Origin of the sequence: Moritella yayanosii (genome assembly GCF_900465055.1) — a bacterium.
Taxonomy (GTDB): domain Bacteria; phylum Pseudomonadota; class Gammaproteobacteria; order Enterobacterales; family Moritellaceae; genus Moritella; species Moritella yayanosii.
In genome coordinates, this window is the sequence record NZ_LS483250.1 from 2,695,154 (window position 1) to 2,718,599 (window position 23,446).

A 23,446-nucleotide genomic window follows, 5' to 3' on the forward strand; every position below is an offset into this window, starting at 1 on the left:
GGGCGACCCGGATTAGTCAGTAAAATGTACTGGACAAACAATATTTGGGTCTTACAATCCCTACTCTTTTGTTTAGTATCTAACTACGGTGAGCCCACATGATCGAAATGCATCCCGATAACTATCAATCACAGCTTGACGACAAAGCAGCTCGTCAGCGTGAAATATTTAAGAAATTCTCACCACCGGAACTCGAAGTTTTTGATTCCCCAGCTGAAAACTATCGTTTACGTGCGGAATTTCGTGTTTGGCATAATGGCGACGATCTTTATTACATTATGTTTGATAAAGAAACTAAGCAAAAAATTAAAATCGACTATTTCTTGCCTGGTAGTAAATTGATTAACGAGATAATGCCGGTACTGCTCGTAGAGCTAAAGAAATCGAAGTTATTGCGTTTAAAACTTTTCCAAGTCGATTTTTTATCCACACTAAGCGGTGAACTGTTAGTCAGCTTACTCTACCATCGACAATTAAGTGATGAATGGATCACTGAAGCAAAAGCATTAAAAGAAAAACTAAGCGAACACTTCAACATCGACATTATTGGCCGAGCTAGAAAACAAAAAGTCGTTCTGGATCGTGAGTTCGTGGTGGAAGAACTTAACGTAGCGGGTAAAAAGTTAAAATACAAACAAGTTGAAAATAGCTTCACACAACCAAATGGTATCGTGAATCAAAAAATGTTGGAGTGGTCGTTAGACGTGACTAAAAATTGTAACGGTGATTTACTGGAGCTGTATTGTGGTAATGGTAACTTCTCAATCGCACTTGCGCCAAACTTCGATAAAGTATTAGCCACCGAAATATCTAAATCATCGGTGCAATCAGCACAATACAATATTGCTGCAAATGGCTTAGATAATTTAACTATTTTACGCTTATCAGCTGAAGAGTTTACTATTGCAATTAATGGTGAGCGTGAGTTCAATCGCCTTAAAGCTGCAAACGTTGATTTAACAACGTTCAATTGCAACACTATCTTTGTCGATCCACCACGTGCAGGTCTGGATGCTGACACAGTTAAAATGGTGCAGGGATACGACAATATCGTTTATATCTCTTGTAGCCCAGAGACATTAAGTGACAATCTAGAGGCATTGAGCCAAACGCATAACATTGAACGTTTTGCATTGTTTGATCAATTCCCGTATACCCACCATGTTGAATCAGGTGTTTACTTAGTAAAAAAGTAGATACTTAAGCACGTTAGCTAAAAGTATTAATTTAGTCCGAATAGGAAAAACCCCGTTAACAACGATGCTTTATCTAAGAATAAACAGTGTTGATAACGGGGTTTTTATAACTTTGAAATTACGCTTGTGCTTTACGATCAAATACACCAACCGTCTTGGCAACCCAAACAGACAAACCAAGTACCAACATTAAAGGTAAAAAGTTACTGCCCAGTTCTGGATACTCCATACGTACAAACGTGGTATATGTAAGCACGCCTATCACCAACAAACCTAACGATGATTTACTTATATGACTCTCAATTGCGCTCGTCATGTAAACTTGATACCAATTATAAGCCACCAGCACTAATGCAATAAGAGGAAAAATACTGAAGGCAACCTCACTTGTCGTCAACGTTGCAAACGTTGCGTTACCGCATAAACCAGCTAAAAAAGAAAAATATAATGGTTTATAACCTGCTTGATTATTTGTCGTCATTTAGCTACCTCGATGTTAGAGTTTACAGCGTAATACCTCTTGTCATTTTTAATACCGCTGCGCCTTTTGCAATCATTCTCAACTGCATTATAGTACGCTCGGACAATGCCTGACGTTCTTCGTTCGATAAATCGAGCGCTTCTGCACCCGCATTAAAAACAATTGTGACCATTGCCTCAGATTGGATCGTCGCTTCATCTCGGCTTAATTTTGTTGAGCGCTCAACATAATCAGTCAGTTCGTGACTAAAATGACGTAATTCTCTCGATACTGCGGCTCGAAAGGCAGCGGAAGTACCAGAACGTTCACGTAATAATACTCGGAAAATATTTGGATTCTGTTCAACAAACTCCATAAATGTTTCTACCGATGTTTTGATCACGCTGCCACCGGTTTCGATACGTTGTCGCGCTTGACGCATCAGCTGTCTTAATGTCAGACCGCCTTCATCAACCATGGTTAACCCTAATTCTTCCATATCGCAAAAATGACGATAAAAAGACGTAGGCGCGATCCCGGCCTCACGTGCGACTTCACGTAAGCTCAAATTTGAATAACTGCGTTCTGCTGTCACTAATCGAAATGACGCATTGATCAGCGAACGGCGGGTTCTTTCTTTTTGCTGGGCTCTAATTCCGGTCATAATTTAAAAGTCATTTATTAAGAAGTTGTTAACACTGATATTATAATACTACTTTCGACAGTGTCAGTAACTAACTTATTACTTCGCCCACCTAACACATCAAAAATAAACAATAACCAAACACAACAAAAACAAGTGTACATAAATGGTTACACTCACCATATTTAGTATCATAAGTGCACAAAAACCTAGTTATACAGCGTAAACCCCGCATAGAACTAAATAGTAAGCTGTACAATTTGACTTGATCGCGTTAAAACAGCATATTAACCGTAAATATTTCGTTACAAATTTAACTTATCGTAAACAAATGTTTACACGGAGCGTTATGTCGACCATCAGCACAACAATAGAGTCACCTAAGCGCGGTCAGTTTAGTTCGAAATTTGGTTTCATCATGGCAGCAGCTGGGTCAGCTGTTGGTGTAGGTAATATTTGGGGATTCCCAACTCAAGCAGCCAGTAACGGCGGCGGTGCTTTTTTACTGGTGTATCTTGTACTGATCTTTATGCTTGGTTATCCAATGCTAATTGCAGAGTTAATGATCGGTCGTCACGGACAAACAAATCCAGCGAATGCCTTAAGTAAACTTGCCAAGACCAAAAGTGTGAAGCTAATTGGTATTACAATTGGTCTTGCAGCGATTGTTACCTCTGCACTTATTTTCTCTTTCTATGGTATTTTATCGGGTTGGTTTATCAGTAACACACTGGCACCGATTGCTGAAATGATGGGGGCGACAACAACAGCAAGCTGGTTAGTTGATATGTCACTATCACGTAACGTAGTATTTACTGTGATATTCGCCATTCTCACGATCTTAGTGATCCAACAAGGTGTGCAAGACGGTATCGAAAAATGGTCGAAACGTTTAATGCCACTTCTGTTTTTAATGCTGATTGCAGCAATGCTTTATATTGTCACTCAACCTGGCGCAGAATTAGGACTACGGGCATTACTTATCCCAGATTTTAGCCGCATTATGGATCGTGACGTACTGATTGCGGCACTCGGTCAAACATTTTTCTCACTATCATTAGGCAGTGGTTGCATGATGGTATACGGCTCTTACTTAAACAAAAAAGAAAATATTGCTAAATTAGCCGCGCAAGTAACCTTGATGGATACCGCTGTCGCATTTGTTGCCGGTATGGTGGTCCTTCCGGCAATGTATGTCGCTGCGCATAATGGGGTTGAGATCTTCGCAGCTGACGGCAGCCTACTGAGTTCAGATACCCTCGTATTTACGGTATTACCGGCATTATTTGCAACGATGGGCGCAGCACAATACCCAGTATCCGTCCTATTCTTTGCGTTGTTATTTGTGGCAGCATTAACGTCGGCAATTGGTATGATGGAGTCACCCACTAGCTACCTTACAGAGCGTACGTCAATGACGCGCAAGAAAGCAGCCTGTATCGTCGGTACTATCGTCACAAGCCTAAGCTTAGTGATTGTCTTTAACTTCTCAACACTGTTTGGTTTTGTTATTACGCTAACAACACAATACGCACAACCACTTATTAGTTTAGGTGTAGCGGTCTTCGCAGGTTGGGTTTGGAGTCGTAAAGGCCTAATGGCAGAAATCAGAGAGCAAGAAGGTGTCACAGAGCACTCTCTCTTCTGGAAGATCTGGCCTGTGTACGTGAAGTTTGTTTGCCCAGTATTAGTACTCATCCTGGTATTCACATCATTCCAATAGATTAGCAAACCGTTCAATGAATAATAAAAGGGTCAGCAATATGCTGACCTTTTCTATATTTGCTATAAAATTAATTTATTTAGCCCGTTAAGATCTCAGACCATGTCAAATTACGGTCTCCGAGTACAATAAAGTCTGGATTCTTTAAAGTATCACGCTGATTATAAGACAGTGGGTTTAAATTCAAATCAAGAATAGCACCGCCGGCTTCTGCGACGATACATTGTGTACCCGCAGTATCCCACTCACCAGTAATACCGAAGCGTATATAACAATCCGCTTTACCTTCTGCAACCAAGCAGCCTTTTAAACTCGCAGAACCCAGAGACTGTAATGCTAAGTCAATATCATCCGCGACCAGTTTACGGATATTAGCAGGGTTCTGAACACGGCTCACAACGACATTTAAATTCGTTAAAGGTTGTGGGCAGGTATGACTGAATATCTGAACTTCACCTTCTGATGTTTCTTTGTATGCGCCCTCACCATCCACAGCCCAATATAAAAAATCATCTTTAGGCGCATAAATCATCCCTAATACAGGTTTGTTCTTATGTACTAAAGCTATAATCGTTGCAAAATCACCACTTCGAGAGATAAACTCTTGGGTGCCATCTAGCGGGTCTAATAACCAATAAGTATCCCAAGATTGACGCTCAGCGGTTGCTATATCACAGTCTTCTTCAGACAAGATCGGAATATCCGGAGTCAGCAGCGCGAGTTGTTTTAATAAGTATTTATGAGCCGCTATATCAGCACTGGTGACTGGGGTATGATCGAGTTTAATTTCTTGTTCAAACTCGCCCGACTGATAAATATCATAAATAACTGCACCTGTGGCGCGGGCAATTTTTTTTAACTCTGGAATTAAGGTCATTATTTGCATATCGCATTTCCTACTTTATTCTCGCCATCGTTAATGATTTAGTATTACTTATCTAATTGTTTTAGAGCAAGTAATAATGCACAAATAGCACGAGATTCTGTGATCTCATCATTATCAAGAAGCTCATTTGCCCTCGCTAGTGGCCACTTTATAATTTCGAGCGGCTCAGGCTCATCACCTTCACATGATTCAGGATACAGATCTTGTGCGAGATAAATCTGCATTCGCGCAGAGAAATAGCTCGGCGCCAAATTAACTTCTTTCAGTAAGGTTAATTTTTTGGCCCCAACGCCAACCTCTTCCATCAATTCTCGATTCGCGGCGGTCAGTGCCGTTTCATCTTTATCGATCGCCCCTTTGGGGAAACCCAGTTCATAGTTTTCAGTACCCACTGCATATTCACGGATCAAAATAAGATTATCGTCAGCATCGATAGGTACCATCATCACCGCGCCGTAACCACCACCCTTCATTCTTTCGTAAGTACGTTCAACGCCATTCGAAAAACGCAATGCGACAGACTCGATTTTAAATAATCGACTTTCAGCAACAATACTAGTGCGTAATATTTCAGGTTTTTGATGTGTCATTTTAGTTTGCATCCTTGTCGTAACGCTTATACGTTATATAGCAATATTATATTCGCCCAGCGTAATGGACCTTATACTCGCCCTTGGCATTTTCTTTGCCCACATAACGTAGATTGCTGCGTATTGATTGCGGTAATTCATTACTTGGTACCAGTACTGCAGATAGACTGTATTTGCCGTTATTTTCTAACTTAGCGATACCGGATATTTTAAGCTGAGTAGAACTCTGTTTGATATTAGCAACAATGGCACCATTATCGCAGGTTAAAATTGCTACCGCAGAATCAATTTCAACGTTACCCAATAATGACTCAATAGCCGCATTAGACCAATTTAACTGACCATCAAGTTGTGCACACCAAGGTTGTCCTTGCCGCATCTCTGCAATCGTTAACTTAACGTTTCCCATCGTCGTCACCGGTAATGGCACATTACTTGCCCTGACGAGCCATTCAGAACTTGCTGTCGCGGTAAAATCTTGTACATAAACACCAGCACTTGAATAACCTAATTCACCACGCCCACGTAAACTATTTTTGCCACGTCCGAATTCCACATAGACTTGTGCCGACCCCGTTAACAACGCGAGCACAGATGTGTCCCAGCGGATATCTTCAACGTCAATATTATTGAATGATATCCGCTTAGCTTCGCCTTGCCACACTGTACCGTCGACTTGAGTTATCATTACATTAGCGGGTAATGATACATAGGATAATGCCAATGTGGCCGGTAATGTGCCGACAAGAAAAAAACCATAAGTAACGATAACAAAACATAGTCCTATTAGTTTATTTCTCATGGTCTCGTTCCTAACTGTAATCTACGTACTTTAACCATACCTTTAGCGTCCGAAACACTCAAATCGATATTTTGGATCTCAATACCATATTGTTTGTTTAATTGTTCTAACCAAGCGGTGAATTGGTTAAAGTTAACATCATCAATCCATACCTGCAGGGTATCTGTTTTTGCTTGGATACGCGTGATCACGATCTGATTACGTGCAGCGCTACGACTCACTAATTGGTTTAGATCACCAGCTTCAACACGCTTACCTTGGCTGCCCTGTAGGTCTATGATCTTTTGCCCAATAGTCTTCACATCAGCCAGCGTTTGCTTTTGTACATTCACTTTTCGCTGGGTATTAATAATGTCATTTTGTAACGGTTGCCAAAGTAACCAATAACCAGCGGCAAGCACCAAAGTGACGATTAATATACTGATGAGCTGTTTTTCTTTTTGCTCTAATTGTTGCCAATATGCCTTCATTTTTTACCCTTAATATCAAGCGTCCCCTGAACTCGACCATTTCGCTGACTTAACGTCCCTTGGACAACATCAAATTGTATTGATAATGATGATTTAAGTTTATCAAACACTTGAAAATCTGCCGCACTTGCTTGTAATCGTAATGTCGCTTGCTTGGTATCATAGCGAACAGAAATAGGCTGAATACCCGGTAACTGTTTAAAGGCCGGAGTTAACTGACTCAGCATCACTAAGAAGCCCGCGTTATCGCCACCACCCCGTAAATCATTTAATCGACTCTGCATTTGTTTTTTAACTAAACGCGTATTCAAGCGCATTTTTTTCGGCTTAAACACCGTTTTATACACTTGCCTAATCTCGTTATCTAACGCCGATTGTTGTTGCTCTAATTTATTTAAGGTGACAAATTGATTCACCAATATCATCACCATTGCCAAGCTTGCAGCGATAGCCGTACCGCGCCATAATTTAAATGCCACATTATCTTCATGTACAACTTTATACTGACCTTGTAATAAATTATAGCGACAGGCAATCGCCCCCTCGGCACACAACTTCATTGGCAGTTCAATCTGACCTTGCTGCCAGTTATCTAACGCAAGAGCATCAAGAGCATCAAGAGGGGAGTAACTCATCACTGTTGGTTTGTTACTGACACCTTCATCCTCTGGATCCTCAGTGGCAGCTAATACGAACGCTAACAACTCACTTTCAATACATAACCCTTGCGTTGGCGTCTGCCTAATTAACCATTGTCCATCGAGTTCGATCGCACTCCAATGTGCTTTACTGTAGGGTAATGTTAAAACATCAGGAATGTATTGCTCACAGACTAATTCAGCATCTGCTAACCAAGTTTGCCACTGTTGCATCTTGGCGTGTGCAATAACGGCAACCGAAACTGTATTAGCTACTTTTTCTAAAACAGCAAAATGTAATTTATCAATATCACTGCTCAATTCTGGTTCTAACATATAGGGCAGTGCATTGAGTAACTGTTTATTACTACGCCCTGGTAGCTCCACCTTTTTAAACGTGATATCACAACTAGGCACTAATGCGATGATCGGCCGGCCACCAGCTCGTGATTTAAGTTCAATAAGATCTTCTGCACTGGTCAAAATACCGGACGCAATAATCTCGCGTTCGACTGTTGACCATACTAACCAATGTATTGCTTGTCGACTTTCACTGCCAAGCCTAACTACTAACTGCTCGCTCATTGAGCTCCTCCGAATTGCCGACGAATGACATAAACTGCATCTTTGCTTTCCGCTTTAAATACCGATTCAACCTTAATGGTGGCACCAGCAAATTCGGCCTGTAATAGTGCAATAAAATAGCTACTTTTTACATCAACGACACTTTTTTCTGTCGCACTCATTTCAAGTCCTGTCAATGTGGCTAATGCCCAAAAATCTGCTGTTGTTTCCCAGCCACTATTCGGTCGTTGTGCCAATATTGTTTTAGCGACATCTAATGAGAGTTTCCCGGTAAATAATCCCGCTAATACTTCCGGCTTATCTACGGCAATGGTATTCACGTTAATCTTTAAGCTCGCCGTTGGTAACGCACAAAGATAAGGCCGAAGCTTGCGGTAAATAACTTGGTTGAACCCTTTTATCGCCCGTAATTCACTGATGTTTAACAATCGTTGGTTACCTGCTTGATAGGGATAATCAAGCGACTCATAATAAGCATCTTCAACACCGTAACTCGACACGATGTTAGTATCCGCATCAATCCAATCGCGTAATGCGTCACTCAATTGCTCTGCTTCATAGGCATCTAACTCTAGCTGTTCAAGCAGGTTTCGAAACTGACGTACAGCTAATGGGGCCTGACCTTCTTTGTCTTCACCAGTTACCGCATTGACATTAAAGCAGGCTTGCATATCAAAGACCTGACCACCAATCTGACCATTCTCAACCGGGTACACCATACCTTCGATGGCCCAATATTGATCTAAATTGATGGTATCATCGTCTTTTAATGCTTGCTTTAAGCCTTTCTCAACCAAGGCTTCAGCACCATAGGCATACCACAAGGCTTGTTGATGCATAATAATGTTACTGGTACGACGTAATTCCAACTGTAATCGCGACGACATATTACTGGCAATGATCACCATAACAGCAAGAATGAGTAACACTGTCAGCAGTGCAATTCCGCGCTGTTTAGAGGCATTCTTCATTATTTTTCGTCCTCGTCATTACTACTATCACTATCCACTGTGGCTTTAGGTAATAAAAATATACGTTCAATTTTACCAAACCGCTTTAATGTGAACGTTACTTTTACGCCATCAGGTAATGCCGTTTTATTGGTCCAGGTCTCAGCCCATTTATTCTCGTGGTAAAACTCAAATGTCATGGCTTCGACATTGGCTAAAATTAACTTTCTCTTCGGCTCTTCACCGATCGAGGGGTCTAAATAGACATAACTTAACCGCTCTAAGTGCGCATCTTTAACTCGGTATATTACCCGTTGTAATGAAGAGCGTGGTAGCTGTGATAAGGGATTACGCCAACCACTGCGTGTAAAAGCAATACCGTCGTCATCACTGTCGAACATAAATTTTCCAGCTTGTAATGGCATTGCCGTCAGTTCGTCATCACTGCGATTATGACGGGCATTCATTTGTTGAAAATCACGCTCTACAATAACCATAGCCCGTTGCAGTTGCTTTAGTGCATCACCGCGATCTCTCGAGATCTCATCGCTGCGCAACACACCTTGCAATACTTGGTAAGCCCCAAGACTGAGCAGTGCAAAGATGGCGATGGCAATCATCATCTCGATCAGCGTAAAGCCACGTTGCTTGATGGTAGGTTGTCGAGTCATCTTAACGCACCACATAGGTAAGTAAGTGACTAACGGTTGATTCATATTTCTTATCTGTCGCGACTTCGACAGTGACCTCAACAAAGTCACTGCTGTCTGTCGCTTCTGCTTTATAACGCCAATACCAGATGCGTCCGGCTAATTCAGATTCACCTTGTCGCCATGATTTTCCCGGTATCGTGTTGGCTAGTTTTAATTCTGTTAACGTATTGGCAGCCACCCAATTGGCAAATGTTTTTTCTTCCAAATAGGCCAAGCTGCTGAGATTTTCGGTCGCGACTTTCATCACGGCCAGACCAGCAGTGGCAAATACCGCCATCGCAACCATGACTTCGAGTAACGTCATACCCGCTTGTTTAAAAAGCATCGAGTGGCCCGAACGTGATTTCATCAAAATCCATCCATCGTCGAATTAATCATTAAGTCACCGTATTCATCAAACTGAACTTTGATACTACTATCGCCAAGATCGGCATCCATATAGGTAAACGTCAACGTAAAATCAGTAATTTCACCGCTTGAATAAATAAAAATATCGGGTTCGATGCGTGCTTGTTTATCATCCCGTTCAAATAACCCAGCGTTATCCTCAAACAAACTATCATCAGCAAACAGCTTATGATCACCGAACAAGCTCCCTTGCGCGGTTAATCCAGCAAGTTCCAGAGAAAGCAGCATGTCCTCTTTCAATTCTTTCCTAGCAAAAAACTTAGAGTCATCGAATGCTGACCATTTATCATTGTCATCCAAATACACAAATTGATAGTGCTGCTCTTCAATAACGATCCCCATCTCGATACTACTGAGTAACGCTTCTTCTTCGGCAAGTTCTAATACGCCAATAAAACGAGCGGCTTCTTGCTTGAGCTGTCGATCGGGACCAGCAGTGTTCATCGTCATGACTACACCCGTGACCATCATACCCATTAAGAATATCACTAACATTATCTCTAATAGTGTAAAACCAGATTCTTGATGAGTACGATCTTGCATTTTATACCTTCGTTCGTTGTTGATATGCATACCAATAAAATAGGCGTTAACATCGGCGGTGTTCAGATAGATAAAGAAAGGCACAGTACATAGCCTATGCCTGAATAAAACGATTAATTATTTCTCATGCATGTTCCAGTTACCAATGTCGTCATCAGAACCTTCTTCACCGTCTAAACCAATAGAATATATATCAACTTGACCATTTTCACCTGGGCTCACTAACAGATACTCATTACCCCAAGGGTCTTGCGGTAGACGTTTGATATAACCACCAGTCCGGTAATCTCTTGGTTCAGGATCGACATCAGGCTCTGTAACTAATGCATCCAAACCTTGTTCTGTTGTTGGATAACGGCTGTTGTCTAACTTATACATATCCATCGCATTTTCTAACGCGACGATATCTGATACTACTTTTTGACGATCCGCTTTTTCTTTATTACCTAATAAATTAGGGATAACCATTGATGCAAGTACCCCTAAGATCACAATAACGACCATGATCTCTAACAGGGTAAAACCTGACATATTCCGTTTTTTATTATTCATAACATCCTCTATTTAAAATAAAAATCTAACCTGCAACCATCTGGTTTAAAGACAAAATTGGTTGAAGAATTGCCATCACGATAAATAATACAACAAACGACATACTCACCACCAGCAAGGGTTGAAAAATGCCTAAGGCCATCGCAACTTGCGCTTCAAACTGCGAATCTTGGTTATCTGCAGCACGCTCTAACATCGGACCTAATTCACCACTTTGTTCACCACTGGCGATCATGTGCAGCATCATTGGCGGAAATAATTTTGTTTCCGTTAATGCCGCTCTTAAACTGGTCCCTTCTCGCACACGACTCGTCGCGGCTTCCACTAATTTACGCGCATGCATATTAGTTAATACCTGCCCTGCAATCGACATACTTTCCAGTAGGGGTACTGCACTGGCATTCAAAATACTTAACGTACGCGCAAAACGCGCCGTATTAACGCCACGACTTATCTTACCAATGACAGGTACTTTTAATAATCGTTCATCAAATGCCAAACGATACTGCGGTTTCAATAACAGCCGCTTCACACCGATAATGGCCAGTACAATAATGACGACGACAGCCAAGCCATAATCACTGACAAAATCAGATAACGCGATCAGTATTTGCGTGATTTGTGGTAACTCTTGTCCCATATGTTGGAATTGACCAACCACTTTAGGCACAACACTGGTTAACAGTAATGACACCACACCAATAGCCACCAGCGTTAACATCACCGGATAAATCATCGCTTGTGTGAGTTGACTGGCCATTTTTTGGCGCTGTTCGGTATAATCAGCCAAGCGATTAAGTACTTTATCTAAATGACCCGACTTTTCGCCGGAGGCCACCATCGAACAATACAGATCGTCAAAGGCATGCGGAAACTCAGCAAAACTTTCCGCTAGTGTATGCCCTTCAACAACGCGGCTACGCACGGCTAAGATCATATTCTGAATACGCGGTAGTTCACTTTGTTCTGCCACCGCTTTTAATGATTCTTCTAACGGTAGCGAAGCAGCAATTAAGGTGGACAACTGACGGGTTAATAGCGCCATATCAGCCGTACTAATACCGCGTTTAAATGAAAACAACCCTGCCGCTTTTTTATTTTCAGCCACGGCAGACATTTCCACTTCTAGGGGAGTTAAGCCTTTCTCGCGCAATAAACTACGCGCTTGCTTGGGCCCGTCGGCTTCCACTACCCCTTTTTTCTTTTTACCTTTTTGATCAATCGCTAAATAAGAAAATGCAGGCATACTTATCCCTCTCTTGTCACGCGGAGTACTTCTTCTAAGGTGGTGACACCTTCGAGTACTTTAGCTAGGCCATCTTGACGGATACTGGGGGTGAATGGGCGAATATGCCGCTCGACAATCTGTTCACCGGCACCACTGTGGATCATGTCTCGTACATCTTCATCGACAATTAATAATTCATGAATACCCGTTCGACCGCGGTAACCTGTTTGATTACAGTTTTCACAACCTTTAGGATGATAAATTATCGTCGCGTCAGCCACACGATTAGAAGCAAGTTGCTCAAGTTCGCGCTCTGTTGGCGGCGCGCCCACTCGACAATCGGCACACAGCGTGCGCACTAAGCGTTGTGCTAGTACACCCAATATACTTGACGACAATAAGAAGGGCTCTAATCCCATATCACGTAAACGCGTGACAGCACCGACAGCGGTATTGGTGTGTAAGGTGGATAATACTAGGTGACCGGTTAAGCTGGCTTGTACCGCAATCTGCGCAGTTTCTAAGTCACGGATCTCACCAATCATCACCACATCGGGATCTTGACGTAAAATAGCCCGTAAACCTCGTGAAAATGTCATATCTACTTTCGGGTTAACCTGTGTTTGACCAATGCCATCAAGTTGATATTCCACCGGATCTTCTATTGTTAAGATGTTACGGTCTCTACTGTTAATTTCCGATAGCGCGGCATATAAGGTGGTACTTTTACCCGAACCTGTAGGTCCAGTTACTAAAATAATACCGTGCGGTTTATGAATCAGTTCCGACATCTTATTGCGGTTATCTAACGTCATGCCCAAATGCTCTAATTCTAATTTAGCGTTATTCTTATCGAGTAAACGCATTACTACGCGCTCACCAAAACTCGATGGAAGGGTTGATACACGCACGTCAACACCGCGTCCACCAATGCGTAGCGAAATACGACCATCTTGGGGAACACGCTTTTCCGCGATATCCATTTTTGACATGACTTTGATCCGTGATATTAACAAAGATGCTAATTTTCGATTCGGTTTCAAAATCTCTCTTAATACTCCGTCGATGCGGAAGCGGATCACCAGTGAACGTTCGAATGTTTCAACATGAATATCTGAAGCACCTTCTTTAATCGCCTCACTAAGCATGGCATTGATCAGTTTAATGATCGGCGCATCATCATCGGACTCCAACAAATCTTCTTCGGTTGGCAACTCCTCGGCTAACGTAAAGAAATCCACTTCATTACCAATATCCTGCATTAATTGCCGAGCTTCGGATGAGTCACGTTGAAACACGTCGGTCAGTTTTAATTCAAATGCCTCATCATCTAACAACACCAATTGAAATACTTGACCAAGGTTACGGCGTACTTCAAGTACCGTCGATGGGGCGACATCGGCTTTATGATATAACACCCAGCCCTGCTCTACTTCGCTTAGCACTACACCAAATTTTTTGGCGAACGAAAAAGGTAAGCGTTCGCTTTCACTTACCTCGGCATAGTCCTGAGTACTCATCTACTCAGCCTCATGTTGTTGTGATTGGGTATCTGTCACTTCTGACTCGGGTCTAGCATCAAACTGTACCGTCTTGTTATCTTGCTGTTCCAAGTACTTACGCAGTTCTGGCGAAATAACCCGCTCTTGATTAAACTTAGGTAATACGGGCACATCGGTATACGGCATTAACGCCACTCCATCTTCTTGTTGCAGCAATTGATGTGCACGCATTAAGCTATATTTACGGTTACTCAAACCACGAATCGACGCATTATCGCGAATAATAGTGGCCTTGATGAAGATCATCAAATTCCGTTTTTTGGTCGATGACGAGGTCGATTTAAACAAGTTACCAATCCAAGGGATATCCCCTAACCAAGGCACCTTAGACACACTTTCTATCACTTGTTCGTCCAGTAAACCACCGATCACCACAATCTGGCCACTTTCGGCTAAAATGGTGGTCTTTACCTGGCGTGTGGCAAAGATAATATCTACCGAAGTAGAACCTAATACGTGAGAAACTTCTTGTTCAATCGTGAGCTGAACCGCATCACCTTCATTGATCTGCGGCGTCACTTTTAATTTAATGCCCACTTCCCGACGCTCTATCGTCTGGAACGGGTTATCGTTACCGGAACTGGCTGAAGAACCGGTAATAACCGGCACTTCTTCACCGACGATAAATGACGCTTCTTGGTTATCTAGCGTCATAATACTCGGCGTCGCCAAAATATTAGAATTTGAATCCGTTGCAGCGGCCTGAATAATGGCCCCGAAGCTGCTTGCACTGTTCATCACCCCCAGCGCTAAACCGTTCACCCCGCTTAACGCTGCGGCTAAGGTGGAAATATCACCTGAGGTTTTAGACGTCGTAGTATATGGTTTTCCATTAGAATCTACACCTGTTGTGGTCGTTGTCTTATCTTGCGCATCATAAATACCCGCGCCAATCGTGGTCATCGGCACTTGCGTACCATTATTGTATTGGGTACCCCCCGCTTTAGAGATCCACTGAATACCAAAGTTAATGCCGTCACCTTCCGATATCTCAACAATAATGGCTTCAACTAAGACTTGCGCGCGGCGGATATCAAGTTGATTAATCACTTGTTGCAGAGTGCGCATAACATCCGGTTGCGCGGTGATCACCAAGGCATTGGTATCTTCATGCGCCTCAATACCCAGAGCGGACTTAGACTTACTTTTAGACGAGCCTGATTTGGTCGATGTGATCGCGTTACTCACCCCTTTTAATACATCAGCGACTTCTTTGGCATTAGCATATTTCAAGTAAATAACCCGAGTATTACCAGTAGTTTCTAATTCACTATCTAATTTTTGGATCAAGCTTGCAACCCGTTGACGGGCTTTGGGGTCGCCACTGATCACCACCGCATTAGTACGGTCATCTGCCACAATTTTAGGCTGTAAAATGCTCGGTATCTTCGACTTGCCATTGCCTTTGGTCAGGCTATCAATAATACGTACCATCTCATTTGCAGATGCATATTTAAGATGAATAATATCGACTTCTTGATCACCGGCTTTATCCACCAGACGGACAATTTCAACTAAACGATTAACCACCGCAGCACGGCCAGTCAACATTAATACATTCGACGGTTCATAATGCACCACATTCCCGCCACCGGCATTATCGTTTAATTGGCGCAATAACGGCGACAGTTCACGCACCGATACATTATGTACCGGGACCACACGCGTCACCATTTCATCACCCTTGCCAGGATTGTGATCGTCAACCACCGGGATGCTTGAGGTCTTCGCGGCTTTGCTTTTGATGACTTTAAGTACACCATTGTCCATCTTCACAACAGCATAGCCATACACATCTAATACATTAAGAAAAAACTGATAATACTGTTCTTCATTTAACAGGTCATAACTGCGTACATTGATCTTGCCACGTACACTGGGATCAATAATCACGGTTTTATTTAAGTTTTTACCCACGACATTAATAAATTCATTAATATCAGTGCCTTTAAAACTCGCAGAATATTCGACAGCCATGGCCATACCACTCAAGCCCAGCAGTATACCTGCGGATAAGCTTGTTAATTTTTTTCCAACGTTATTAAGGTTCATCTTTATCCTTAGCGACCTAAAATTTGTACTACTCACATGGCTAGTCAGGCATGCTTAAATAAATGCTGTGTAATTGTCCGTCACGCTCAACCGTTAATGACATTTCGGTCAAATCTTTCAGTTGCTTTGCGACTTCCATTGCTTGGCGGGTATCCGTTAAATCATATCCATTTAACGATACGGCGAGATCATTGGGTTTTAAACCAACTTCTTTAAATAATTGACGATTTTTGCCTGGATTGACACGATAGCCAGACAACTTACCGTTTTTACGCACAGGTGAAATACGGACATAATCGGTAATGCTGGCGGGGTTTTTTAATAAGGTTTGGCGTAGATTAGAAAGGTTTCGAGGAGCCTTCCCAGAACTTGTTTTATGAGATTGTCGTTGACTGCTTTCACGGCTAAAGTCTTCACCATCTAGCATCAATGTTTCTAAATTCCCTTGATATTCAATGATCACACGATCAGAATGCACCTGCTTTAGGCTGGCGCTGGTCGAACCTATCTCATCATCAATCTCATACGTTTCTTGCTTACCTTTATATTCAATAATAGCTAACGCAAGACTCGGCTCACTGCTAGCGACAAGTCCAGTTAAGGTTAAGCGTAAACGCGTTTTCGGGGCATCTATATTTTGTACAACAACGGTTTGTTTTTCAGTTGCTTGTTTGCCAAATAGGTGTAAGTTACGGAGGGTATTTAATTCATAATTATTGACTTGATGGCTAGCACGACTCGATGTAGGTTGCCATAATGTTGCAGAACCTGATGTTGTCGGCCATAGTTGCCAAGTCAATAATGCCGATTGATAACAAAATACCGTCAGCAATAAATAACAACAAAAGGTCGCGATTTGTTTTTGTGGTAGTTTGATTATAAGCTGCTTAAACGCATCTAGATTGTCCATTCTGGCATTATCCTAATACAACATCATTTAAAAAATAAGCTATGTTCATTAACTGAACAATACTAGCCTTATGGTTTTGTCCGTACAAGCACTATCACCACAAAAGTATAAAAATCAGTCTACTAATTAAGATTAAACTTATACTCCCTACATACTTTTTACATCTAATAAACGAATCTATTAAGAATATGTTAATTTCCATTTTTCGCCATTCTACATGCCCATACTTACAAATGAAACTTAGATGAAATAAATGTGAAACAAACCCATCATTTAAGTTAACGGAATGTGTATTTCGCATCAATAAAAGACTCTCTTACTGCTTTGTTTATCTGTTATAATCAAGTCGATAAAAACGTTTATTTGGAATATGGTTGCACTTATTATGTCAAAAAACACCAAACCAGATAGTGATGTGCGTGTCGATAAATGGTTATGGGCTGCGCGGTTTTATAAAACCCGCGCCATTGCCAGAGGAATGATCCAAAGTGGCAAGATCCGCTACAATGATCAACGCACTAAACCCAGTAAAACCGTTGAGTTGGGCGCAACAATAACAATAAGACAAGGCTTTGATGAAAAGGAAGTGATCGTAAAGCAGCTTTCCGCGCAAAGGAGAGGGGCACCAGAAGCGGCTACTCTGTATGAAGAAACACCAAATAGTGTTGAAAAGCGTGCACAAAATGATGTCGCGCGTAAACTAAATACATTGTATAACCCCTGCCCCGATAAACGTCCCGACAAGAAACAACGTCGAGAACTATTGCGGATAAAAAATCATTAACTTTAACATCGAGAATATTATGAGCCAGAAAGATTTATTACACCGCTACCTGTTTGAAGATCACCAAGTACGTGGTGAGATTGTACAGCTTGAACAAAGCTTTATTGATATTTTAGAAAACCTAAATTATCCAAGACCCGTTCAGCGCCTGCTCGGTGAGTTACAAGTTGCAACAAGTCTATTAACCGCGACATTAAAATTTAAAGGCGCTATCACGGTCCAGTTACAAGGTGACGGTCCGGTGACACTTGCGGTTATTAATGGTAACGAAGATCTTGAATTACGTGGCATTGCTCGCTGGAATGGTTCAGTACCAGACACCAACAATATAAAAGAACTGATTGGTAAAGGGGTGATGGTTATTACTATTTCACCAGACAAAGGCGAACGTTATCAAGGTATCGTTGATCTTGGTGGTGATACTTTACAGGAATGTTTAGAACAGTATTTCGAACAGTCAGAACAATTAACGACACGTTTGTGGTTCCGCACAGGTAAAGTTGGCTATAGAAAACAAGCTGCCGGCATGATGTTACAAAAATTACCGGCATCAGACGACAAGAAAAGTTCACCCGAAGATTTTGAACACTTAGTCGCATTAACAGAAACGATTAAAGATGATGAATTATTTAATCTGGATGCAGAAGATGTATTGGTACGACTTTATCACCAAGAAAAAGTACGCTTATTCGACCCACAAACCGTGTCATTCAAATGTGGTTGTTCACACGAACGTAGTGCAAGAGCATTACTTAGCGTAGCCAAAGAAGAGTTACTTGATATTATTGCTGAAAAAGGCCAAATAGAGATGCACTGTGATTATTGCGGTTCGCTTTATGCCTTTCATACCGATGATGTAGAAGATATACACGCACCGCAGATTGGCAACCCTGTACATTAAACAAGATGTGAATAAGAGTGTAGAAAATACACCGCAACACATAGTTTAACACTACGATATGTAGTAATAAGGGTGCCGTTAGTGCGCCCATTACTATTAATAATGTAATTTAAACCAAACTTAATTTAATTTAATCTGAAACAATAAATTAAACTCTGTACCCCCAGGAGATACCAATGACAAAAATAAAAAATAAAAATACCGTTATTGGCGCCACTATCGATCTATCGGTATATGGCATCAAGGATGTTGAAGAAATCGTATACAACCCTTCTTATGAACTACTTTTTTCAGAAGAAACCAAAGCGGACCTAGAAGGTTATGAAAAAGGTACCGTGACTGAATCAGGTGCTGTTGCTGTAGATACGGGGATCTTCACTGGTCGTTCACCAAAAGATAAATATATTGTTCGTGATGATACCACGCGCGATACGATATGGTGGTCAGATCAAGGTAAAAATGATAACAAAGCCATCTCTCAGGACGTATGGAATGATCTGAAAACACTGGTCACACAGCAACTTTCAACAAAACGTTTATTCGTTGTTGATACTTACTGTGGTGCTAACGCAAATACCCGTATTAAAGTTCGCTTCATCACGGAAGTTGCATGGCAAGCGCATTTCGTTAAGAACATGTTCATCCGTCCTACCACAGCAGAATTAGCAACTTACCAACCAGATTTCGTAGTAATGAATGGTGCTAAGTGCACCAATCCAGATTGGGAAAAGCACGGCCTAAATTCTGAAAATTTTATTGCTTTCAATTTAACAGAGAAAATTCAACTTATCGGTGGTACTTGGTACGGCGGCGAAATGAAAAAAGGGATGTTCTCTTATATGAACTACCTATTGCCACTGCAAGGTATTGCATCAATGCATTGTTCAGCAAACATCAGTTCTGACGGTGAAACAGCAATCTTCTTTGGTTTATCTGGTACCGGTAAGACCACATTATCAACCGATCCAAAACGCCAATTAATTGGTGATGATGAGCACGGTTGGGATGATGATGGCATATTCAACTTTGAAGGCGGCTGTTACGCAAAAACAATTAAACTAAGTGCAGAAGCAGAACCCGAAATATTTGGCGCAATTCGTCGGAATGCACTGCTTGAAAACGTAACCGTACTTGACGGTGGCGTAGTTGATTATGACGATGGTTCGAAAACAGAAAACACCCGTGTTTCTTACCCTATCGAACACATTGAAAATATCGTTAAGCCGATCTCTAAAGGCGGCCACGCGAATAAAGTTATTTTCTTAAGTGCAGATGCATTTGGGGTGTTACCACCCGTATCAAAACTGACGCCAGAACAAACGAAATATCACTTCCTATCTGGTTTCACGGCTAAATTAGCCGGCACTGAGCGTGGTATTACAGAACCAACACCAACATTTTCTGCCTGTTTCGGCGCGGCATTCTTATCGCTGCACCCAACCAAATACGGCCAAGAACTTGTTAAACGTATGGAAGCATCAGGCGCGCAAGCTTACCTGGTTAATACGGGTTGGAACGGCACAGGTAAACGTATTTCAATTAAAGATACACGCGCCATCATCGATGCAATTCTTGATGGTTCAATTGAAAAAGTGGAAAGTAAAACTATCCCTTACTTCAATTTAGAAGTACCAACAACACTACCAGGTTGTGATACTAAGATCCTTGACCCACGTGATACATACGAAGATGCAAATGTCTGGGAAGAGAAAGCAATAGCGCTTGCAAAACGTTTCGTGAGCAACTTCGAGAAGTTTACCGATAATGAAGAAGGCAAAGCACTGCTTGCTGCAGGACCGCAACTTTAAATTTTATTTAAGTTAACGTTATACCGCTTTAAATAATGCACATAAATGCCAGTATCGAGCAATCGACCTGGCATTTTTTATACCTGCAACAACGATAATGAGCTATTGGGCTGCGCTATTGCTATAATTTCCCATCATCATACTTTAACAAGGTCATCGCATTGGCTATATCAAACTTAATCACCCGAGTCGGCAGGGAAACCTTAGATAAGCGCCTTAAGTTCCTCTGGAAACAAGAACGGCCAAGAGTCACAAAAATTGTGTCTTGGGCGGCGTCTCTGGGCGACCGCAGTGATAATGCCGATTACAAAGAGAATAAACATTTACTGCGAACTATTGATCGTGAGATCCGTTTTTTAGTTAAACGTCTCGAAGTGCTAGAAATAGTCGATTATAATCCACAGCAAGATGGCACCGTCTATTTTGGCGCCTATGCCGAATTAGAAGATGATGATGGCACGGTGATCCAATGCCGTATTGTCGGCCGTGACGAATTAGACTCAAAGCGTAATTTCGTTACCGTTGATTCCCCAATGGCAAAAGCCCTTATCGGTAAACAAGTGGATGATGAAGCGATAGTGCACACACCTGCGGGTAGTAAGACTTGGTACATCAACAAGATCCAATACCTCCCATTTACGGCATGATCATCCGTATTCATGTCATCACCAATCTATTCATTTAAGGATCCAAAGTGTCTAAATTAGCAACTCTTATCGCGCAAGAAATTAATGCGCATGTCCGCCAAGTTAACGCTGCCATTACCCTACTTGATGGTGGGTCGACAGTCCCTTTTATCGCCCGCTATCGTAAAGAAGCCACCGAAGGCTTAGATGATGGTCAATTAAGAACGTTAGAACAGCGCCTGACCTACTTACGTGATTTAGAAACACGCCGTGAAACAATTTTAAAAAATATCGCCGAACAAGATAAGTTAACCCCACAGTTAACAGCCGCTATCAATGCCGCAGAAACAAAAACACGTTTAGAGGATCTCTACTTACCCTTTAAAACTAAACGCCGTACTAAAGGACAAATAGCCATCGAAGCAGGGCTAACACCATTAGCAGAATCTCTGATTGCTAACCCACAACAACACCCCCTGCAACTCGCCAAACAATTTGTCACATCAGACGCTAGTTTCGCCGCACCAGAACAAGCATTAGAAGGCGCAAAATTTATCCTGATGGAAAAAGCCAGTGTCGATGCTGAACTTATTGCCAAAGTACGTAACCAATTACTTGCCTATGCGACACTGGAATCAAAAGAAAATAAAAAATCAGCCACTGCAGACAGTAAATTTAAAGATTATTTCAGTCACAGTGAAGGGATAAGTAAAGTACCATCACACCGTATGCTCGCCATGCTACGTGGTAAAAATGAAGGTGAATTACAGATTGGCTTAAACGCCGACCCCGAATTTACTGAAAAAAATGCCACCAGTTATTGTGAAGTTATTATCGCCAAACATCTTGGGATCCAGTATCAAAACAAACCCGCCGATGAATGGCTAAAATCAGTAGTTCACAGCAGCTGGAAACAAAAATTACTGATTCAGCTAGAAACAGAACTAATCGGTAAAATGAAAGAGTCAGCCGAAGTCGAAGCCATCAAGGTATTTGCCGCCAACCTTACGGCATTGTTAATGGCATCCCCAGCTGGACCAAAAGTCACCTTGGGACTGGATCCAGGATTACGCACAGGTTCTAAAATTGCCGTTGTTGATGCCACGGGTAAATTACTCGATCACACCACTATCTATCCACATGTACCCCAACAACAATGGCAACAATCATTATCAACACTAACCACACTATGTCAGCGTTATAGTGTGGAGCTAATCAGTATTGGTAACGGCACTGCATCCCGAGAAACCGATAAACTCGTGGCTGAATTAATCAAGGCTAAACCAGCGCTAAAATTACAAAAGATCATGGTCAGCGAAGCGGGTGCATCCGTGTATTCGGCATCAGAATTAGCGGCAAACGAATTCCCCCAACTTGACGTCTCTATTCGTGGCGCGGTATCGATTGCCCGACGTTTGCAAGATCCACTTGCCGAATTAGTTAAAATCGATCCGAAAGCCATTGGTGTTGGTCAATATCAACACGACGTAAACCAAAGCTTATTATCTAAAAAATTAGATATCGTCATTGAAGATTGCGTCAATAAAGTCGGTGTTGATGTTAATTTGGCATCTGCAGCACTACTCTCTCGTGTCGCTGGACTGAATAAAACTATTGCCGAAAATATTGTGAATTACCGTAATGACAATGGCCCATTCAGCAAACGTAATGAGTTAAAGAAAGTGCCACGCTTAGGGCCGAAAGCATTTGAACAATGCGCGGGTTTCTTACGCATCTTAAATGGTAAAGATCCGTTAGACAATTCTGGAGTACATCCTGAATCATACCCTGTCATTAAAGATATTACCCAACAAACAGGCAAAAATATCACCGAGATAATCGGTAACAGTGAACTGCTTAAATCGCTCAATCCGCAAGATTACACCAATGCTAAATTTGGTCTGCCGACTGTGCTGGATATTCTGCAAGAATTAGACAAACCAGGACGCGATCCAAGACCTGAATTCAAAACGGCAACGTTCAAAGACGGTATTGAAAAAATAACTGATTTAAAGCCAGGTATGCTGCTTGAAGGGATCATTAGTAATGTGACTAACTTTGGCGCCTTTGTTGATATCGGTGTCCACCAAGACGGCTTAGTGCACATTTCGGCGTTAACCAATCGCTTTGTTAAAGATCCTCACGAAATTGTTAAAGCAGGACAGATTGTTAAAGTTAAAGTCACAGAGATTGATATTGCCAGAAAGCGTATTGCCCTGACAATGCGGTTAGAGGATGAAGTGCCCATAGCAAGTCATCATACTGTGGCCAATAATAAGGTTAGGCTCAAAACCAGCAATAAATCGGCTAAGCAATCCCCCACTAAAGCACAACATAACACAGCAGACAGGAATTCAGGATTAAGTAATAGTGCGTTTGCTGACGCCTTTGCGAATGCTAAGAAACGCTAATAGCG

23 protein-coding genes are annotated in these 23,446 nt (G+C 41.8%); 7 read left to right on the plus strand and 16 right to left on the minus strand.

Annotated features, from left to right (window positions below):
• The first annotated feature begins 98 nt into the window (after positions 1-98).
• A complete protein-coding gene (gene trmA / locus MORIYA_RS12520) occupies positions 99-1,196 on the plus strand; it encodes a tRNA (uridine(54)-C5)-methyltransferase TrmA (RefSeq protein ID WP_112715640.1) in 1,098 nt (365 codons plus the stop codon).
• Between the two features lie 118 nt (positions 1,197-1,314).
• Here trmA and MORIYA_RS12525 read toward each other — a convergent pair whose 3' ends face one another.
• Both MORIYA_RS12525 and fabR read right to left on the minus strand, forming a co-directional pair.
• The gene (locus tag MORIYA_RS12525) at positions 1,315-1,677 is read right to left on the minus strand and encodes a DUF1422 family protein (RefSeq protein WP_112715642.1); all 363 of its coding nucleotides are present in this window, start codon (positions 1,675-1,677) and stop codon (positions 1,315-1,317) included.
• 22 nt (positions 1,678-1,699) lie between these two features.
• Positions 1,700-2,320, minus strand: coding sequence for an HTH-type transcriptional repressor FabR (gene fabR / locus MORIYA_RS12530; protein ID WP_112715644.1), 621 nt, complete (start codon positions 2,318-2,320; stop codon positions 1,700-1,702).
• Positions 2,321-2,648: 328 nt separating this feature from the next.
• On the opposite strand from fabR, the gene MORIYA_RS12535 reads away from it, so the two are divergent.
• The gene (locus MORIYA_RS12535; protein WP_112715646.1) at positions 2,649-4,022 is read left to right on the plus strand and encodes a sodium-dependent transporter; all 1,374 of its coding nucleotides are present in this window, start codon (positions 2,649-2,651) and stop codon (positions 4,020-4,022) included.
• Between the two features lie 79 nt (positions 4,023-4,101).
• Here MORIYA_RS12535 and cysQ read toward each other — a convergent pair whose 3' ends face one another.
• From cysQ to gspC, 14 genes are all read right to left on the minus strand, one after another.
• Positions 4,102-4,908 carry a 3'(2'),5'-bisphosphate nucleotidase CysQ gene (gene cysQ, locus MORIYA_RS12540; protein WP_112715648.1) on the minus strand — a complete coding sequence of 269 codons (807 nt, stop codon included), beginning with the start codon at positions 4,906-4,908 and terminating at the stop codon, positions 4,102-4,104.
• A 44-nt stretch (positions 4,909-4,952) separates the two neighbouring features.
• Positions 4,953-5,498 (minus strand): ADP compounds hydrolase NudE, encoded by a 546-nt coding sequence (gene nudE, locus MORIYA_RS12545; protein WP_112715650.1) that lies wholly within the window; start codon positions 5,496-5,498, stop codon positions 4,953-4,955.
• Between the two features lie 46 nt (positions 5,499-5,544).
• Positions 5,545-6,300: a type II secretion system protein N gene (locus MORIYA_RS12550; RefSeq protein WP_112715652.1), complete on the minus strand. Its 756-nt coding sequence runs from the start codon at positions 6,298-6,300 to the stop codon at positions 5,545-5,547.
• Entirely contained in the window at positions 6,297-6,770 is a 474-nt protein-coding gene (gspM, locus tag MORIYA_RS12555) for a type II secretion system protein GspM (protein ID WP_112715654.1), read from the minus strand. The genes MORIYA_RS12550 and gspM overlap by 4 nt, the downstream gene beginning before the upstream one ends.
• The gene (gspL, locus tag MORIYA_RS12560) at positions 6,767-7,993 is read right to left on the minus strand and encodes a type II secretion system protein GspL (protein WP_112715656.1); all 1,227 of its coding nucleotides are present in this window, start codon (positions 7,991-7,993) and stop codon (positions 6,767-6,769) included. The genes gspM and gspL overlap by 4 nt, the downstream gene beginning before the upstream one ends.
• Complete coding sequence (gspK, locus tag MORIYA_RS12565; RefSeq protein WP_112715658.1) at positions 7,990-8,964, minus strand: type II secretion system minor pseudopilin GspK; 975 nt, start codon at positions 8,962-8,964, stop codon at positions 7,990-7,992. Before gspK ends, gspL begins: the two co-directional genes overlap by 4 nt.
• A complete protein-coding gene (gspJ, locus tag MORIYA_RS12570; protein ID WP_112715660.1) occupies positions 8,964-9,614 on the minus strand; it encodes a type II secretion system minor pseudopilin GspJ in 651 nt (216 codons plus the stop codon). The genes gspK and gspJ overlap by 1 nt, the downstream gene beginning before the upstream one ends.
• Position 9,615: 1 nt before the next feature.
• Positions 9,616-10,005 (minus strand): type II secretion system minor pseudopilin GspI, encoded by a 390-nt coding sequence (gspI, locus tag MORIYA_RS12575; protein ID WP_112715662.1) that lies wholly within the window; start codon positions 10,003-10,005, stop codon positions 9,616-9,618.
• Positions 10,005-10,607 (minus strand): type II secretion system minor pseudopilin GspH, encoded by a 603-nt coding sequence (gene gspH / locus MORIYA_RS12580; protein WP_112715664.1) that lies wholly within the window; start codon positions 10,605-10,607, stop codon positions 10,005-10,007. The genes gspI and gspH overlap by 1 nt, the downstream gene beginning before the upstream one ends.
• Before the next feature lie 117 nt (positions 10,608-10,724).
• A complete protein-coding gene (gspG, locus tag MORIYA_RS12585) occupies positions 10,725-11,159 on the minus strand; it encodes a type II secretion system major pseudopilin GspG (RefSeq protein WP_112715666.1) in 435 nt (144 codons plus the stop codon).
• A 25-nt stretch (positions 11,160-11,184) separates the two neighbouring features.
• The gene (gspF, locus tag MORIYA_RS12590) at positions 11,185-12,405 is read right to left on the minus strand and encodes a type II secretion system inner membrane protein GspF (protein ID WP_112715668.1); all 1,221 of its coding nucleotides are present in this window, start codon (positions 12,403-12,405) and stop codon (positions 11,185-11,187) included.
• A gap of 2 nt (positions 12,406-12,407) precedes the next feature.
• Positions 12,408-13,907 (minus strand): type II secretion system ATPase GspE, encoded by a 1,500-nt coding sequence (gene gspE / locus MORIYA_RS12595; protein ID WP_112715670.1) that lies wholly within the window; start codon positions 13,905-13,907, stop codon positions 12,408-12,410.
• The gene (gene gspD / locus MORIYA_RS12600) at positions 13,908-16,001 is read right to left on the minus strand and encodes a type II secretion system secretin GspD (protein WP_112715672.1); all 2,094 of its coding nucleotides are present in this window, start codon (positions 15,999-16,001) and stop codon (positions 13,908-13,910) included.
• Positions 16,002-16,041: 40 nt separating this feature from the next.
• Entirely contained in the window at positions 16,042-16,911 is an 870-nt protein-coding gene (gene gspC / locus MORIYA_RS12605; RefSeq protein WP_112715674.1) for a type II secretion system protein GspC, read from the minus strand.
• A gap of 385 nt (positions 16,912-17,296) precedes the next feature.
• Between gspC and hslR the strand changes: the two genes are divergently transcribed.
• The 5 genes from hslR to MORIYA_RS12630 all read left to right on the plus strand — a co-directional run bounded on the left by hslR (position 17,297) and on the right by MORIYA_RS12630 (position 23,441).
• Positions 17,297-17,695, plus strand: a complete 399-nt coding sequence (gene hslR / locus MORIYA_RS12610; protein WP_456299075.1) for a ribosome-associated heat shock protein Hsp15 — start codon at positions 17,297-17,299, stop codon at positions 17,693-17,695.
• 19 nt (positions 17,696-17,714) lie between these two features.
• Positions 17,715-18,596: an Hsp33 family molecular chaperone HslO gene (gene hslO / locus MORIYA_RS12615; protein WP_112715678.1), complete on the plus strand. Its 882-nt coding sequence runs from the start codon at positions 17,715-17,717 to the stop codon at positions 18,594-18,596.
• A 176-nt stretch (positions 18,597-18,772) separates the two neighbouring features.
• Complete coding sequence (pckA, locus tag MORIYA_RS12620; protein WP_112715680.1) at positions 18,773-20,404, plus strand: phosphoenolpyruvate carboxykinase (ATP); 1,632 nt, start codon at positions 18,773-18,775, stop codon at positions 20,402-20,404.
• A 161-nt stretch (positions 20,405-20,565) separates the two neighbouring features.
• Complete coding sequence (gene greB, locus MORIYA_RS12625; protein ID WP_112715682.1) at positions 20,566-21,051, plus strand: transcription elongation factor GreB; 486 nt, start codon at positions 20,566-20,568, stop codon at positions 21,049-21,051.
• A 47-nt stretch (positions 21,052-21,098) separates the two neighbouring features.
• The gene (locus tag MORIYA_RS12630; RefSeq protein ID WP_112715684.1) at positions 21,099-23,441 is read left to right on the plus strand and encodes a Tex family protein; all 2,343 of its coding nucleotides are present in this window, start codon (positions 21,099-21,101) and stop codon (positions 23,439-23,441) included.
• Positions 23,442-23,446: the final 5 nt, after the last annotated feature.

Coding starts and splice junctions, on each gene's coding strand:
- gspH (WP_112715664.1), bottom strand. CDS start 10,607: ATGCAAGATCGTACTCATCAAGAATCTGGTTTTACACTATTAGAGATA.
- gspC (WP_112715674.1), bottom strand. CDS start 16,911: ATGGACAATCTAGATGCGTTTAAGCAGCTTATAATCAAACTACCACAA.
- gspF (WP_112715668.1), bottom strand. CDS start 12,405: ATGCCTGCATTTTCTTATTTAGCGATTGATCAAAAAGGTAAAAAGAAA.
- MORIYA_RS12550 (WP_112715652.1), bottom strand. CDS start 6,300: ATGAGAAATAAACTAATAGGACTATGTTTTGTTATCGTTACTTATGGT.
- fabR (WP_112715644.1), bottom strand. CDS start 2,320: ATGACCGGAATTAGAGCCCAGCAAAAAGAAAGAACCCGCCGTTCGCTG.
- hslR (WP_456299075.1), top strand. CDS start 17,297: ATGTCAAAAAACACCAAACCAGATAGTGATGTGCGTGTCGATAAATGG.
- hslO (WP_112715678.1), top strand. CDS start 17,715: ATGAGCCAGAAAGATTTATTACACCGCTACCTGTTTGAAGATCACCAA.
- cysQ (WP_112715648.1), bottom strand. CDS start 4,908: ATGCAAATAATGACCTTAATTCCAGAGTTAAAAAAAATTGCCCGCGCC.
- MORIYA_RS12535 (WP_112715646.1), top strand. CDS start 2,649: ATGTCGACCATCAGCACAACAATAGAGTCACCTAAGCGCGGTCAGTTT.
- nudE (WP_112715650.1), bottom strand. CDS start 5,498: ATGACACATCAAAAACCTGAAATATTACGCACTAGTATTGTTGCTGAA.
- gspK (WP_112715658.1), bottom strand. CDS start 8,964: ATGAAGAATGCCTCTAAACAGCGCGGAATTGCACTGCTGACAGTGTTA.
- gspI (WP_112715662.1), bottom strand. CDS start 10,005: ATGAAATCACGTTCGGGCCACTCGATGCTTTTTAAACAAGCGGGTATG.
- trmA (WP_112715640.1), top strand. CDS start 99: ATGATCGAAATGCATCCCGATAACTATCAATCACAGCTTGACGACAAA.
- gspG (WP_112715666.1), bottom strand. CDS start 11,159: ATGAATAATAAAAAACGGAATATGTCAGGTTTTACCCTGTTAGAGATC.
- gspJ (WP_112715660.1), bottom strand. CDS start 9,614: ATGACTCGACAACCTACCATCAAGCAACGTGGCTTTACGCTGATCGAG.
- pckA (WP_112715680.1), top strand. CDS start 18,773: ATGACAAAAATAAAAAATAAAAATACCGTTATTGGCGCCACTATCGAT.
- gspE (WP_112715670.1), bottom strand. CDS start 13,907: ATGAGTACTCAGGACTATGCCGAGGTAAGTGAAAGCGAACGCTTACCT.
- gspL (WP_112715656.1), bottom strand. CDS start 7,993: ATGAGCGAGCAGTTAGTAGTTAGGCTTGGCAGTGAAAGTCGACAAGCA.
- MORIYA_RS12525 (WP_112715642.1), bottom strand. CDS start 1,677: ATGACGACAAATAATCAAGCAGGTTATAAACCATTATATTTTTCTTTT.
- gspD (WP_112715672.1), bottom strand. CDS start 16,001: ATGAACCTTAATAACGTTGGAAAAAAATTAACAAGCTTATCCGCAGGT.
- gspM (WP_112715654.1), bottom strand. CDS start 6,770: ATGAAGGCATATTGGCAACAATTAGAGCAAAAAGAAAAACAGCTCATC.